Genomic DNA, 14,031 nt, shown 5'->3' on the forward strand with positions numbered 1-14,031 from the left:
GCCGGGGGCATCACCGGCAACCGCATGCGGCCTCCAACTCATGCAAGGGCAGGGGCTCATCCTCCTGAATGTCGCTCAGTCGCGCGAACTGGCGCAGATAGTGCTCGTGCGCCCTTTCCCATGCCCGGTCGTCCGGTTCGCCCCACAGGCGGCGGTAATCGGGCGAGGCGGGGTAGGGGTAGAGCGGCACCGGATCGTTGGCCCAGACGCCGGCACCCTGCAGCCTCTCCCGCCATCGCGCGACGAGCCCGGCGTCGTCGCCGGCCATGGCGATCAGGTTGGCCTGGACGAAGGGCACGCTGCGCCGGGCGTGGATCAGGCGGTCGGCCAATGCGTCGGTGCTCATGCGGCAGTTCTTGTCGAGCGCCGCGCGGCCCTCCTCGGTCAGGCTTTCCACCCCGGCCTCGATCGACACGCAGCCGGCGGCCCCCAGGAGATCCAGCAGATCGGGCTTCCACAAGTCGATGCGGGTCTGGATGCCGAACTCGACCGGACGCTCCACCAGCGCTTCCAACAGATCACGGCGGGGCAGGAAGATCTCGTCGATGAAATAGACGTAACGCACGCCGGCGGCGGTCAGCCGGTCGATCTCCTCCAGCACGACGGCGGTGTCGCGGCGGCGGTACTGGTCGCGGAAGTCGATCTTGGCGCAGAAGGAACAGGTGTAGGGGCAACCGCGCGACGCCTCGACCTCGGCCCCCGCACCGAGCGGTTCGGTGCCGTAGCGGTGGTGATGGTGGGGGTGGCGGTTCAGCCATTCGGCGGGCCAGGACAGCGCCGGCAGATCGACGAAGCGGCCGGTGTGCGGGCCGCCGGTGAGGACGGTTCCGCCGCCGCTGCGGAAGGCCAGCGCCGGAACGCCGTCCAACCCCGGCAGACCGGAGTCCAGCCGGTCGGCAAGCCGTTTCACGATCTCCTCGCATTCGCCCCGCACGACGACGTCCACGCCCAGCTTCTCCAGGGCTGCACCGGGGGTGGTCGATCCATGCGGACCCACCGCGACGGTCCGGCCGCCGCGTCCGTCCAGCGCCAGCAGGAAATCACGCGGGATTCGCAGCTCCGGCGGGGCGCAACGCCAGAACAGGTAGGTCGGCGCGGTCGTCACCACGGTCATGCCGGGCGCGAAGCCGGCCACCCGATCCGCCAGTTCGCTGTTCGACAATCCCGTCAACAGCCCATCGAGCAGCAGGACCTCATGTCCGGCCTGCTCCAGCAGCGCCTTGCCGTAGCCCAGTTCGAGGGGAAGATGCGGCTCGCGGCAGCCGAAATAGATGCTGTGCGCGAAGCTCCAGGCCGGATTGACCAACGCCACACGCATCACGTCGCCTCCACCGAGGCCGGTCCGGGCCGGCGGTTCATACCACCAGCCCCCGCGCTTCGAGTTCGCCCCGGGCCTCGGCGACGCGGTCCTGCGCCTCCTGCCGGGCAACCCATTCGGCGAGTTCGGCCAGCCCTCCAGTGAAATCCTGCCGCGGTTCGTAGTTCAGGACCGTCCGAGCCTTGCTCAGGTCAGGGATATTGTGGCGGATGTCGCCGGCGCGCGCTTGGCCGGTGATTTCCGGCGTCAGGTCGGGCCGGCCCATCGAGGCGGCCTGGAGGCGCGCCACCTCCTCCACGGTGTGGTCCTCGCCGGACCCGATGTTGAAGACCTCGCCGTTGGCGGCCGGTTGGTCGAGCGCCAGCAGGAACGCGCGTGCCACGTCGCCGACATGCACGAAGTCGCGCCGCTGACGGCCATCCTCGAAAATCATCGGCCGCTGACCGTTGGCGATGCGCGAGGCGAAGATCGCCAGCACCCCGGTGTAGGGATTCGACAGCGCCTGCCCAGGGCCGTAGACGTTCCAAAGCCGCAACGCCGCCCCTTCCATCCCGTACTGGGCGGTGAGCGTCAGGGTCAGCCGCTCCTGCACGTATTTGCCGATGGCGTAGACGGACCTCAGGGCCGGGCGCTTGCTCTCCGGCGTGGGGACGGGGATCAGCGGCCGTCCGTCGGAATCCAGCGGGTCCCAGGAACCGTCCGGGTTGCGCGCGCCGCGCACCACGTCCTCCATCGGCGTGCCATCGGCGGTCCGGTACAGCCCCTCACCGTAGATGCTCATCGAGGAGGCGACCACCGCCCGGCGGACCGGTCGGTCGATCAGCCGCTGGAAGAGCACGGCTGTCCCATGGTCGTTCACCGAGGTGTAGCGGTCCACCGCGTACATGCTCTGGCCGACACCGACCTCGGCGGCGAGGTGGATCACCGAATCCACTCCCTCCAGCGCCCGGCCGACCATGGCCTCGTCGCGTATGTCCCCAATCAGCAATTCGACGTCCGGGTCCAATTCGTCGGGCCGCGTCCGAGTGGGATGGACTTGCGCGATCAGATTGTCGAGAACCCGAACCCGGTCGCCGCGGGCGAGGAGTGCCCCGGCGACGTGGCGGCCGATGAAACCGGCGCCACCAGTGACAAGAACGGATTCTCCCACGAGCCCCTCCACGGATGGACGGTGATGTTTGCGACTGCTATTTCTGATTGCGTCGTTTGTGTATAAAATTGATAGGAATACCCATGATTCTTATTTTTAAAGGAACGCAAATTTTCACTTACATACGTGGGAAATCGTCATGTTCGCTTCGTGAAAAGAAGCGTGGTTGCGTCAATGTTAACACCGCCGTTTGATTTTCGACACCTTACCCAAAAGGCGTGGTCAGATTGGACGATCTTCCAGCAATTATTTTTCCAAGATACAAATATCATTCTGGCCCATTAAGGAAATTTTCAGGATGAGGAGAATCCCGTGACTGGGAAAAAGCTGCGGGTGGCGATTGCCGGTGTCGGAAATTGCGCTTCATCCTTCGTGCAAGGTGTAAGCTATTATGCCGATGCTCAAGTTAATGAGCCGCCGCCCGGGCTGATGACTTCTCGATCTCGGTGGCTATCGGGTCGGCGACATCGAAATGTCCGCCGCCTTCGACGTAAGCGCCGCCAAGGTCGGGCGGGATTTGTCCGATGCCATCTTTGCCCCCCCCAACAACACCTGCCGCTTCGCAACCCCGCGTGCTTCGGGGGTACGGGTGGAGCGCGGTCCGACACTGGACGGCATCGGTCGCTATCTGGCCGGTGACATCGAGGAGTCGGGGGAGGCGCCGATTGCCATCGCCGGGGCGCTGCGCCGGTCAGGCACCGATATTCTAGTGTCTTATCTGCCGGTCGGTTCGCAGAGGGCCACGGAGTTCTATGCCGAGCAGGCGCTGGAGGCCGGCTGCGCCTTCGTCAACTGCATCCCGGTTTTCATAGCTTCCGACCCAGGGTGGGCGAAGCGGTTCGAGCAGCACGGCCTGCCGGTCATCGGCGACGACATCAAGAGCCAGATGGGCGCCACGATCATCCACCGCACGCTGGCGAACCTGTTCCGCGAGCGCGGCGTCCGGCTCGACCACACCTATCAGCTGAACTTCGGCGGCAACACCGACTTCAAGAACATGCTGGAACGCGAACGCCTGGAATCGAAGAAGATCTCGAAGACCCGCGCCGTCACCAGCCAGTTGGACGTGCCGCTCGACGCGGACGACGTCCATATCGGTCCCAGCGATCATGTGCCCTGGCTGGCCGACCGGAAATGGGCGCACATCCGGCTGGAGGGCACCGCCTTCGGGGGGGTGCCCCTCAGCGTGGAACTGAAGCTGGAGGTCTGGGACAGCCCGAACTCCGCCGGTATCGTGATCGATGCGGTGCGCTGCGCCAAGCTGGCGCTCGACCGGAAGATGGCCGGGCCGCTGGTCGGACCGTCGAGCTACTTCATGAAATCGCCCCCCGAGCAGTTCACCGACCATGAAGCGCGCGAGCGCACGCTGCGCTTCATCGCCGGCGAGGTGGCAGACGGACGGCGCTTCCGGGCGTGAGCGGCGGCGTGGAAACAGTCCTGGTCCTGCTGCGTCACGCGTCGCACGACCGGCTGGGCTCCGTGTTGTGCGGACGCATGCCCGGCGTGACGCTCAGCGAGGCCGGCCGGCGCGAGGCCGACGCGCTGGCCGTCACATTGGCGCGTCATCGGTTCGCCGCCGTGCTGTCCAGCCCGTTGGAGCGCGCCGTGGAAACGGCGGCCGCCATCGCCGCGTCACAGGCCTTGGCCGTGGAGGTGGAGGAGGATCTCAACGAACTCGATCTTGGCGCCTGGGCCGGCATGCGCTTCGAGGACCTGCGCGGCGACCCGGCTTGGAATGTGTGGAACAGCGCGCGGTCGCACGCCCGCCCGCCCGGGGGCGAAACGATGACGGAGGTTCAGGCCCGGACGGTGCGCTGCATCGAGCGGCTGCGCCGCCGGTACGCCGGCCGGACCGTCGCGCTGATCAGCCACGCCGACGTCATCAAGGCGGCGCTGTGCCACGCCTTGGGGCTTTCCGTGGACTTCCACGCCCGGTTCGAAATCGCTCCGGCGTCCCGCAGCGTGCTGATCGCCGGGGAATGGGGCCTGAAGGTCCACAGCATCAACGAGGCGGCGGAATGACGAATCTGACGACCGACCAGATCCGCGCCCGGGTCGCCGCGCTGGGGGACTGGTTCCACAACATCGATCTCAACGGCGTCAGCACCGCCCCCGACCATTTCCTGCACGACTACCCGAACGTGAAGTGGCGGCGGTTCGCCCATGCGGTCCCGCAGGATCTGAGCGGCCTGACGGTGCTCGACATCGGCTGCAACGGCGGCTTCTACTCCATCGAGATGAAGCGGCGCGGCGCCGAGCGGGTGGTGGGAATCGACTTCGACGACCGTTATCTCGCACAGGCGCGCTTCGCCGCCGAAGTGACCCGCCAGGACATCGAGTTCCGCAAGCTGTCGGTTTACGACCTGGCGTTGCTGGGGGAGCGGTTCGACGTCGTCTTGTTCATGGGGGTGCTTTACCATCTGCGCCACCCGTTGCTGGCTCTCGACCTGATCCACGAGCATGCCGCCCGTGACCTGATGATCTTCCAATCCATGCAGCGCGGCTCCGAGACGGTCGAACCGGTGGGCATCGATTACGACTTCCGCCAGCAGGACCATTTCAACGCGCCGGGCTATCCGAAGCTGCATTTCATCGAACACCAGTATTCCGGCGATTGGACGAACTGGTGGGTCCCGAACGCGGCCTGCGCCGAGGCCATGCTGCGCAGCGCCGGCTTTCGGATCGTCGAGCATCCGGAGCAGGAGGTCTATGTCTGCCGCCGCGCTGCACGGCCGACGGAGGCGGGTGCCGTCTATCCCGCCCGGCCATCCACCGCCGCACCATCCACCGGACAGGCACTGGAAAACCACGTCAGGACGGGAAGCCAGGGATGATCGAAGCCGCCAAGATCTGGAACGAGCCCAACAACAAGTCCCACTGGAATCCCAATCTCGATCCGGAATGGGATCTGTTCGCTCGCATGACGATCCTGGCCGGACAGGCGATTCGGGCGGAGAACAGTGCGCTCACGCGCGTGTTGGGCGGCATCTCGCCCATCGATCCCTCCTTCATCTGCCGCCTGGACGAGCGCGGCGCGCTGGACCATGTGGACGTGGTTGCGGTGCATGGCTTTCCGCTCGACTGGAATCTCTGGCAGATCCGGGAATGGCCGGAGAAGATCGAGGAAATCCGCGCCGTCACCGGCAAGCCCATCTGGGTGACGGAGGTCGGCGTCTCGTCCTTCGGCGCGGAGGAAGTGCAGGCCTGGGGCGTCACCCGCACCGCGGAACTGCTGATCGGCCGGGTTCCGCGCATCCACTGGTACAGCCTCTACGACCTGCCCAGCGCCTGGGAGGCGACGACGCGTCACAAGGAGGCGGAAGGTTCCTCCTATTACCGTCATTTCCATATGGGGCTGCTGCGGGCGGACGGCACGCCCAAGCCGGCGCTCGACGCCTATGCGCCCTATGCGGCTGAGATGGGGATTTGCCAATGGTTTCACTTCGAGGATCACCGGCTGGACGATGCGGTGTCCTGGATGAAGCGGTTGGGCGTCCGGCACCTGCGCACCGGCCTGTCCTGGGCCGACAGCTTCCGGCCGAACGCGCTCGCTTGGTTCGACCGTCAGATGGAAGCGTTGGACGATTTCGATGTCACCATAACTTTCTGCTTCACGCCCGAGCATCGTGGAATCGAACCACACCACACCAGCCCGCCCCAGGTGGCCGAGGAGTTCGCGGAGTTCTGCGCTGCCATGGTCCGTCGCTACGCCAGCACCGCTCCGGCAGCGCCGTCCCCCCTGCTGGCGATGGAATAGGAGACGGTAGACCAAGACATCTCGCCACGCGGAGCGGCTGAACCATGCTGGTTTACGGCAATCGCGACCGTCTCGAAAACCCACGCGTCGTCGTGGCGCGGATCGCCGCCGCCCATCGTGCGGCCGCCGCCAAGCCTGACGGGCTTATCCGTCATGGCCTGCTGGTGTCCCTGTTCATCGAGGCGGCGGAGCTTGCGCAGGGCCTCGCAGACGCGGAATTCGCCGCGCTGGAGGAGGACGATTGCACCCCATGCCGCGACGCGGCGATGGCGGTCGTGATGGAGTTGGCCCGCGCCGTCGCCCGGTCCTGGCGCGGCGAGCCGCAGCCGAACGCTTGCACGCTGACGGCTGGGCTGGAGACATTGTCGGTGCAACCCCTGCCCGAAACCGTGCGGATACGCCGGTCCGAGGGCTATGCCTTCTATGGCCTCTATCCGGAAGCCCATCTGGAGGCTGCGGCCCGGCTTCCGCCGGATCTGCCCGCTCCGGTCGTCGTGATTGGCCTGCGCAGCATCGGAACCGGGCTGGCGGCGATGGCGGCGGTCGCGCTGGACGCGGCGCCTCCGGTCACTCTGCGTCCGATCGGTCATCCGTTCCATCGCGCCGTCCGCGTGTCGGCTCGCCTGCGGACCGCCCTGCTGGCCGATGCGGGCGCGTCCTATGTGATCGTCGATGAAGGGCCGGGTCTGTCCGGCAGTTCGTTCGGCGCCGTCGCCGATTGGCTGGAGGAGGCGGGCGTGCCGCCCCGGCGGATTGTGTTCCTTCCAAGCCATGGCGGCGCTCCGGGTCCGCACTCATCCGACCGGCATCGCCGCCGTTGGGCCGAGGCGGTGCGTCCGGTGATCGGCTTCGATGAACTGGCGCACGCTGCGCATGGCCCGGTGCCGCCCTTGGAGCGCTGGTTCGAGGACACGCTCGGCCCTGCGGTCGCACCGTTGCGCGATCTGTCGGGCGGTGCATGGCGGACGGTATCGGCGGATTTGGCGGCGGATGTTGCGGCAGACTGGCCGCCGGTCCATGCGCAGCAGGAACGCCGCAAGTTCCTGTTGCGCACCGCCTCCGGCCCCTGGCTTTTGAAGTTCGCCGGCCTCGGACGCCTGAGCGATGCCAAGCTGGACCGGGCCCGCGTGTTGCATCAGGCGGGTTTCACGACGGAACCCATCGCACTCCGTCATGGCTTCCTGGCGGAGCGTTGGTTGGACGGCGCTCAACCGCCCTCCACCATGCCTTTAAAGCGCTTGGCCGATTATCTCCTGTTCCGCGCCCAACGCTTTCCGGCGGAGCGTGACACGGGCGCCAGCCTTCCGGACCTGCTGGCGATGGCGCGTGTGAACATCGGCGAGGCGCTTGGCGCCGCCGCGACCGTCTCCTTGGATCGCTGGACACCGGACATCCTGAGGGAGCTGAGCGCCGGGGGCCGGCGCGTCATCACCGACAACCGCCTTCACATCTGGGAGTGGCTGCGCACCACCGACGGCCGGTTGCTGAAGACCGACTCGCTCGATCATGCCGACGCGCATGACCTGATCGGTTGTCAGGACATCGCCTGGGACGTTGCGGGGGCCATCGTCGAATTCAGCCTTGCGACGGCGGAAGCCGACCGGCTGTGCGACGCAGTGGGCGCTTCAAAGCGGCTGGTGGCCTTCCATCTTCCCTGCTATCTCGCCTTCCAGATCGGCTACTGGTCATTTGCCTCCTCCGATGCGGGAGCGGGGTCGATGCGCCGCCTCTACGAGAAGGCTTGGAAACGGCAAGCGGGCCGTGGGGCGCGTTCCTCACTTCCCGTCGGCACATCATAACCGCCGCTTTGAGCAATGCTTTCGTGCTTGGCGCGTTCCTGGCAACCGCGGCGTCCGTGCGCAGCCGATCTGGGCAGCGTCATCGAAAACGAAGTGCGGTCATTGGCCTTCTGCCTTCTCGTCACCGTGCGCCGAACTGATGACAAGCAGCAGGTCTCCGTGCTGGATGATGTGGCGGTGACGCTCCGTGAAGGGAATGGCGCGGCCATTGCTGTGGATCTGCACAACCACGCCGGCGGTCGCCATTGCCATGGTCTTGCCGATTTCGTCCTGGGCCGCCGGGCGCTCCGTCAGCACCATTTGGCCACCCACCGACATGAGGTCGCACAGGAATGGCGTGGCATGGCTGGTTTCCACAGCATCGGCCATGAGATAGCCACCGATCCTGGGCGGTGACACCACCAAGTTGTGTGATGGCGGAACGTTGTTGGGATCCGGTATGTTGGGGCATTCAAGAATATGGCTGGATGTTCGCGGGGCTTGCCCAGGCGCGCCATGTCAAACGGAGCAAGGGCGTACAGCGGTCCGTCGCCGCCATGACGAGCCCCAAACCCCCGGCCCCGCTGATCCCGGTCAACCCCACCGCCGCCCTTTGGGCGGTGGCCCGCCAGGGCCAGGGTTGACGGGGAGCACTGGCCGGGGGTCATGACCAAGGCGGCGATCGCAGGCTCCGTGGCTTCCATGGAGGGGCCGCCATGTACCAGATCCATCCCAACGCCCGAACCACGCCGGCCGTGCGTGCCGCCATCGCGGCGTCCACCGAGTCCTCCGGCGTGCTGGCCAAGCGCTATGGGGTCAGCACCGAGACCATTCGCAAATGGCGCACGCGCGGTGCTGCCGACGTTCAGGACCATTCCTCGCGGCCGCAGCGCCTGCGCTGGCGGGCGACCGAGGAAGAGCGTGCCATCGTCTGCGAGCTGCGCCGGAGCACCGGCTTCCCGCTCGACGACCTCACCTTCACGGTGCGCCACTTCCTGCCCCACCTGAACCGGGATTCGATCTACCGCATCCTCAAGGCGGAAGGGCTGAACCGTTTGCCACCGCGGCCGTCCACCATGCCGGCCAAGCCGACCAAAAAGTTCAAGACCTACGACCTTGGCTTCCTCCACGTCGACATCAAGCACCTGCCCAAGCTGCAAACCGCCGATGGCGAGCGGCGCAAACGTTACCTCTACGTCGCCATCGATCGCGCCTCCCGCATGGTCCACCTGGCCGTCAAAGACGAAGAGAACGAAGCCTGCGCGAGCGCGTTTCTGAAGGAGGCCGTAGCCGCTTTTCCCTTCACGATCACTCACGTGCTCACTGATAACGGCAGCTGCTTCACCGCCGACGCCTTCGAGAAGACCTGTCGCGACCTCGGCATCGCACACCGCCGCACCAAGCCCTACACGCCCAAGACGAATGGCATGGTGGAGCGCTTCAACGGCCGCATCGGCCGCGATGTGCTCGTCATCACCGTCGGCACCCACCGCTCGCTGGAGCGCCTGCTGCAGGGCTACAACGTCGCTTACAACGCCCGCCGGCAGCGCGTGCTCGAGGGCAAAGCGCCCAACGACATCGTCAAGGCGCGCCTGCGCCGCAAGCCCGAACTGGCCAATCCTCATTACCGACCGCCTGACGATCCCTGTCGCCTCCCCAAAGCGATGGTAGTGGTCGAACGCGCCAAGGAGGTGTCGCATCCGGACACCGCTTTCTTCTCTACAGGTTCTTGCTCACCAATGCCCATCCGATCGGCCCGCGAGTTTACCAGGTAATCACGTAGTCGCCGGTGTAGGGGCTGGACCCGACCTGCATGTTTTTGGTGCCGAAGGCTTCCTGCAAGGCGGAGGCGTTGCCGTTGACCGTCATACCACGGGCGCTCCAACCATTGGCGTCGTGGGCAACCGTGAATTCGCCTTTCGACTGAATGAGGTTCGAGTCATTCACCGCGTGGATCTTCATCGTTCCCTGCCGTGCGGCGGTAAGTTCAGCTTCGCGGCTGGCGATGATGTCTTCCCACCCGTCCTCCTTTTTCAAAGTGCCGGAGGCAAGGCCGCTTCTCATGCGGTTGATTTCGTCTGGATACGCTTCGAGAACCACTTGCTTCCGGTCAGCCAAGGCCTGATCCATCGTCTTCGGCATGCTGCCATAGAGTCCTTGGAGAGACTTTACCGTGCCATAAATGTTCCTCTCCGCTTCGCTCAACTGGCTCAGCTGATCGTCATCGAGCGCAGGCAACTCGGAAAGCTTGCCGTCGCGAACCAGAGCCCGGACCTGATCGTCGGCAACGGCGTTGGCGGCATTCCGGAAAACATCCGACTTGGCCCATTCCTTGACGGCGGCGATGCCGTCCGAGGCCTTTCCATACGCGGACGGCTTCATCGGCACGCCGCCGTTTTCAGCCGCTTGCGTCATGGGCAGAGGGTTCACGATCGCGGAATTGCGACCTCTTCCCGCCAGATGCGCCGCAAGTTGGCTCGCAACGGCATGCTCCTGCTCTGCCTTCGCCATCAGCGCCTTGGCGCGATCCGACAATTCGACCTTGGAAGACGGGCTGAAACCGCTCGCGGTGGTGGTGTCGGCCTTTTTCACAAAGACATCCGTCGCCGTGCTCGGGGTCGAACGAGCAGGCAAGAGGTTGCTCATTTGCGAACCTGCAGCGCTGATGGCACTCATGATTCCTAACCCCTTCCGTTGGGTCACAGATTACTTAACAGAATTGAGAGGTAAAATCAAATAACAATCCTTTGGCGCATTATTTTATAAATAATCATTCGCAATCGAATGGTCTTGATTAAAACGATGGGGCTCGTGAGCCCCATCGCTGCGGTTGCTTTTACTGCATGCGGAACTGGCCCGCATAGGAGCCGGTACCCAGGCTTCCTTCCGCCAGCTTGACGCAAGACGGCTTCCCACCCGATCCCTTGTAGGCATTGGTCGAGGCGAAGCCGCCAACGCTGCTCACCTGGACTTGGAACTGGCAGCCATAGATCCCCTGCTGGTAGCGAACGGTGCACAGCGTGCTCGCACCGGACGTCGATCCGGTGAAGGTGGCGGTCGCTCCATTGGAAATCGAGAATGGCGCCGAGATGCTGCCGCTGGTGCAGCTCGCCGAATCGAGGGTGATGCTGGAGCCGAAGCTGTTGACGATCTGGAACTGCACGCTCGCCGCCTGAGCGGCACCCGCGGTCCCAACGATCAGGGCGCCGGCAAGAAAAACGCCGTTACGGATTCGAGAAAGAGAGTCAAAGGCACGCATTCCGGGCACTCCATATTTTTTATTGTAAGAGTACGTTTAGTGATCGCCTCGGCCTGTCTGGTCATTCGATGCCGCCATGCACCTTGGTGAGTGTGCATTCAAGGGTGCACAAAATGATCATGATGCAGCTGAAGGATGCTGAATTTATGCCTCATGATTGAGGAGAGTCAACAACAAAGCGCTCATAGGTAGATAGATGTCTTTTAATTACCCCTGTATGTCTGCCCAACGGCAAGGGAGTTGTGGATGGAGCGGAGAAAGGACAGGCTTCGCCTTGTCTGTCCAAAAAATACTTAGATACCGATGCATTGGGCTTTTCATTGAGTTTTCTCTTGCTGGATGGCTCCTTGTGCGACAGGGTTGCCTTCGGCTGAAGGGCGTCGGGACCTGGACTAAGGAGCCACGGAGACGGGCATGGACCAGCTGATCGCGCTCGAAGGCGTTTCAAAGACATTCCTGAGCGGCAAGAGGCCGGTGCCCGTCCTGCAATCCGTCAGCCTTTCGGTCAGTGCCGGAGAGCTTTGCGCCATCATGGGGGTCTCAGGTTCAGGAAAAAGCACGCTGATGACCCTCATGGGGCTTCTGGACCGGCCAAGCGCCGGGCGGCTGCTGTTCCGTGGGCGCGACCTTGGACCGGCTTCCGGCGATGACCTCGCCGACATCCGCAACCGGGAAATCGGCTTCATCTTCCAAGCGTTTCACCTGCTTCCCCGCCTGTCTGCGCTCGACAACGTCGCCATGCCGCTGCTGTATCGGGGAACTCCCCGGCGGGAGGCGTTGGCGCGTGCCGAGGCCCGATTGGAACAGGTCGGTCTGGCCCACCGCCTTCACCATCTTCCGGACGAGATGTCCGGCGGCCAGCGCCAGCGTGTGGCGGTCGCCCGGGCGCTGATCGGTCAACCCTCCATTCTGCTGGCGGATGAGCCGACCGGCAATCTCGACAGCCAATCGGCCCAGGACATCATGGCCACGCTGGTCGCCCTCAATCGGGACATCGGCGCCACGGTCATCATCGTCACCCATGACCCATCGATCGCCGCCCGATGCCATCGCCGCATCCTCATCCGCGACGGGCGGCTGGCGGAGGATGTGAGTGGCCCGTGCTGAGTCGCCCACGCGTGCATTCCAGCCGGAACGCGGCGGTTCTGCGGCTGATCGCCCGCGAGGCGTTCGGGAATCTTCGGGCCACGCGCACGCGGTCGATGCTGGCCTTGCTGGGAATCGTGATCGGCACGGCGTCGGTGGTCGCCCTGATCAACGTCGGGGGCAACGCCGGCAAGGAAGCCGTCAACCAGTTCAAGGCCATGGGCGTCGATCTGGTGATGGCGCAACAGCCGGTGGGCAGCGGGGCAGGGGGGCGCACCCCCGCCTATTACGACGCGGCGGACATCGAGCGCCTGCCCGACGCACTGCCGGATGTCCGTGCCGCCGCACCGCTCATCCTGTCCAGCGCCCAGTTGTCGGCCAACGGGCGCTCCGCCCTCGGCAACGTCATCGGGTCCACCGCTTCGCTGAACCAGGTGATGCCTCTGCCAATGCGGGCTGGCCGCTTCCTCTCCAGCTATGATGGCGCCGAGCCCTTCGCCGTGGTCGGTTCGAGGCTGTCCCGCGCTCTCGGGGCGCCGGGAGTTCCGCTGATGCCCGGCGACCGACTGCGCGTCGAGGGCGCGATCCTCACTGTGATCGGCGTGTTGTCCGATGTGACCCTGAACCCTCTGTTTCCCGTCGATGTCGACGACACCATCCTCGTTCCGCAGGGCGCCGCCCGACGGGTCATGCCGTCGCCCGCCATAACCTCCGTGGCGATCCGCGTGGCTCCGGACGCCGATCCGGGCACGGCCGCCGACGCCATAGCGCGTTATTTCGGGGACAGGATGCGGAGCGTGACCATCGACGTGCGCAGCGCGCGCCAGTTGATCGAGGGAATGGAGCGGCAGGCCGATCTGTTCACCTGGCTGTTCGCGGCGATTGGCGGCATCTCGCTGCTGGTCGGCGGGATCGGTGTCATGAACGTCATGCTGATGGGGGTCATGGAACGCCGGCGGGAGATCGGCCTGCGCATGGCGGTGGGCGCGCGGGCCGGAGACGTCCGCGTCATGTTCCTGGTCGAGGCCGCTGCCCTGTCGGTGACCGGTGGACTGGCCGGCGCCGCGCTGGGCATGGCATTGGCGTGGGGATTCGCCATTCTGTCCGGCTGGGCCTTCGTGTTCTCGCCGCTGGCGATCCCCCTGGGAACGGGCGTCGCCACCGTGGTCGGCGTGCTGTCCGGTTATCATCCGGCTGCGATGGCCGCCCGGCTCGACCCCATAGACGCCCTGCGCGCCGAATGATCATGGACACAGCATCATCGCTGTCCGGATGGTGCAGACGCGCCCGTCGGAGGTCGTGACGGTGTCGCCGACGCGGCGGCTCCACCGCCCGTCCGAATGGACATAGGTATCGCCGCGCCGGATGGTCGTGCCGCCGTCGGAATGCTCGAAGCGGTCTCCGCTCCGACGTGTCCACCCGCCATTGGAGCGGACATACAGATCGCCGCGTCGGACCGACGTACCCCCGGCGAAGACGGTCGTGTCCACCTCCCGGCGCGCCCAGGCGGGAAGGGCGGCGGGGGAGGCGAGCAGGTCGTCCCACTCGGCGGCTTCGGGTGGGCCGGAGGGAGCGTCCTGGGCCGGCGCAAGGCCGGGGCCTGGCACGGTTTCCAGATACACGGCGACGGGCGGCCGGGCGTGGAATGGCATCGACGGCGCAGACGGGGGAGACGCAGCGCGT

At 65.4% G+C, this 14,031-nt stretch carries 13 protein-coding genes and 1 pseudogene; 8 read left to right on the forward strand and 6 right to left on the reverse strand.

Annotated elements, in window-relative coordinates:
* Window positions 1-10: 10 nt before the first annotated feature.
* Window positions 11-1,318, reverse strand: coding sequence for a TIGR04295 family B12-binding domain-containing radical SAM protein (locus ACWPN7_RS03845; protein ID WP_149650749.1), 1,308 nt, complete (start codon window positions 1,316-1,318; stop codon window positions 11-13).
* A 37-nt stretch (window positions 1,319-1,355) separates the two neighbouring features.
* Entirely contained in the window at window positions 1,356-2,468 is a 1,113-nt protein-coding gene (locus ACWPN7_RS03850; RefSeq protein ID WP_459196706.1) for an NAD-dependent epimerase/dehydratase family protein, read from the reverse strand.
* Window positions 2,469-2,940: 472 nt separating this feature from the next.
* Between ACWPN7_RS03850 and ACWPN7_RS03855 the strand changes: the two genes are divergently transcribed.
* The 5 genes from ACWPN7_RS03855 to ACWPN7_RS03875 are packed head-to-tail and all read left to right on the forward strand — an operon-like array spanning window position 2,941 to window position 8,024.
* On the forward strand, window positions 2,941-3,885 hold the full coding sequence (locus ACWPN7_RS03855) for an inositol-3-phosphate synthase (RefSeq protein WP_492273118.1): 945 nt from the start codon (window positions 2,941-2,943) through the stop codon (window positions 3,883-3,885).
* Between the two features lie 8 nt (window positions 3,886-3,893).
* Window positions 3,894-4,490 carry a histidine phosphatase family protein gene (locus ACWPN7_RS03860; protein WP_307832570.1) on the forward strand — a complete coding sequence of 199 codons (597 nt, stop codon included), beginning with the start codon at window positions 3,894-3,896 and terminating at the stop codon, window positions 4,488-4,490.
* On the forward strand, window positions 4,487-5,302 hold the full coding sequence (locus tag ACWPN7_RS03865) for a TIGR04290 family methyltransferase (protein ID WP_103041746.1): 816 nt from the start codon (window positions 4,487-4,489) through the stop codon (window positions 5,300-5,302). Before ACWPN7_RS03860 ends, ACWPN7_RS03865 begins: the two co-directional genes overlap by 4 nt.
* On the forward strand, window positions 5,299-6,225 hold the full coding sequence (locus tag ACWPN7_RS03870; RefSeq protein WP_103041745.1) for a glycoside hydrolase 5 family protein: 927 nt from the start codon (window positions 5,299-5,301) through the stop codon (window positions 6,223-6,225). Before ACWPN7_RS03865 ends, ACWPN7_RS03870 begins: the two co-directional genes overlap by 4 nt.
* Window positions 6,226-6,269: 44 nt before the next feature.
* Window positions 6,270-8,024, forward strand: coding sequence for a hypothetical protein (locus ACWPN7_RS03875; RefSeq protein WP_349621815.1), 1,755 nt, complete (start codon window positions 6,270-6,272; stop codon window positions 8,022-8,024).
* A gap of 99 nt (window positions 8,025-8,123) precedes the next feature.
* Here ACWPN7_RS03875 and ACWPN7_RS03880 read toward each other — a convergent pair whose 3' ends face one another.
* Window positions 8,124-8,393, reverse strand: coding sequence for a hypothetical protein (locus ACWPN7_RS03880; protein WP_459196708.1), 270 nt, complete (start codon window positions 8,391-8,393; stop codon window positions 8,124-8,126).
* A 326-nt stretch (window positions 8,394-8,719) separates the two neighbouring features.
* Here ACWPN7_RS03880 and ACWPN7_RS03885 point away from each other — a divergent pair.
* Window positions 8,720-9,709: pseudogene (locus tag ACWPN7_RS03885) on the forward strand (IS481 family transposase); the annotation flags it as partial.
* A gap of 58 nt (window positions 9,710-9,767) precedes the next feature.
* Here ACWPN7_RS03885 and ACWPN7_RS03890 read toward each other — a convergent pair.
* On the reverse strand, window positions 9,768-10,679 hold the full coding sequence (locus ACWPN7_RS03890) for a hypothetical protein (RefSeq protein ID WP_459196709.1): 912 nt from the start codon (window positions 10,677-10,679) through the stop codon (window positions 9,768-9,770).
* Window positions 10,680-10,839: 160 nt separating this feature from the next.
* The gene (locus ACWPN7_RS03895) at window positions 10,840-11,262 is read right to left on the reverse strand and encodes a hypothetical protein (RefSeq protein WP_137105327.1); all 423 of its coding nucleotides are present in this window, start codon (window positions 11,260-11,262) and stop codon (window positions 10,840-10,842) included.
* Window positions 11,263-11,676: 414 nt separating this feature from the next.
* Between ACWPN7_RS03895 and ACWPN7_RS03900 the strand changes: the two genes are divergently transcribed.
* Window positions 11,677-12,369 (forward strand): ABC transporter ATP-binding protein, encoded by a 693-nt coding sequence (locus tag ACWPN7_RS03900; RefSeq protein WP_200476210.1) that lies wholly within the window; start codon window positions 11,677-11,679, stop codon window positions 12,367-12,369.
* Complete coding sequence (locus tag ACWPN7_RS03905) at window positions 12,363-13,592, forward strand: ABC transporter permease (RefSeq protein ID WP_175428723.1); 1,230 nt, start codon at window positions 12,363-12,365, stop codon at window positions 13,590-13,592. Before ACWPN7_RS03900 ends, ACWPN7_RS03905 begins: the two co-directional genes overlap by 7 nt.
* Here the strand turns inward: ACWPN7_RS03905 and ACWPN7_RS03910 are convergent, their stop codons facing one another.
* Window positions 13,593-14,000 (reverse strand): hypothetical protein, encoded by a 408-nt coding sequence (locus ACWPN7_RS03910; RefSeq protein ID WP_492273119.1) that lies wholly within the window; start codon window positions 13,998-14,000, stop codon window positions 13,593-13,595.
* Window positions 14,001-14,031 lie beyond the last annotated feature (31 nt).

This window comes from Azospirillum sp. UENF 312511, assembly GCF_058780635.1.

Bases quoted from the DNA above. Each gene is read 5' to 3' on its own strand.
- ACWPN7_RS03845 (WP_149650749.1), bottom strand. From the start codon at position 1,318: ATGCGTGTGGCGTTGGTCAATCCGGCCTGGAGCTTCGCGCACAGCATC.
- ACWPN7_RS03855 (WP_492273118.1), top strand. From the start codon at position 2,941: ATGTCCGCCGCCTTCGACGTAAGCGCCGCCAAGGTCGGGCGGGATTTG.
- ACWPN7_RS03865 (WP_103041746.1), top strand. From the start codon at position 4,487: ATGACGAATCTGACGACCGACCAGATCCGCGCCCGGGTCGCCGCGCTG.
- ACWPN7_RS03870 (WP_103041745.1), top strand. From the start codon at position 5,299: ATGATCGAAGCCGCCAAGATCTGGAACGAGCCCAACAACAAGTCCCAC.
- ACWPN7_RS03875 (WP_349621815.1), top strand. From the start codon at position 6,270: ATGCTGGTTTACGGCAATCGCGACCGTCTCGAAAACCCACGCGTCGTC.
- ACWPN7_RS03880 (WP_459196708.1), bottom strand. From the start codon at position 8,393: ATGGCCGATGCTGTGGAAACCAGCCATGCCACGCCATTCCTGTGCGAC.
- ACWPN7_RS03890 (WP_459196709.1), bottom strand. From the start codon at position 10,679: ATGAGTGCCATCAGCGCTGCAGGTTCGCAAATGAGCAACCTCTTGCCT.
- ACWPN7_RS03895 (WP_137105327.1), bottom strand. From the start codon at position 11,262: ATGCGTGCCTTTGACTCTCTTTCTCGAATCCGTAACGGCGTTTTTCTT.
- ACWPN7_RS03900 (WP_200476210.1), top strand. From the start codon at position 11,677: ATGGACCAGCTGATCGCGCTCGAAGGCGTTTCAAAGACATTCCTGAGC.
- ACWPN7_RS03910 (WP_492273119.1), bottom strand. From the start codon at position 14,000: ATGCCATTCCACGCCCGGCCGCCCGTCGCCGTGTATCTGGAAACCGTG.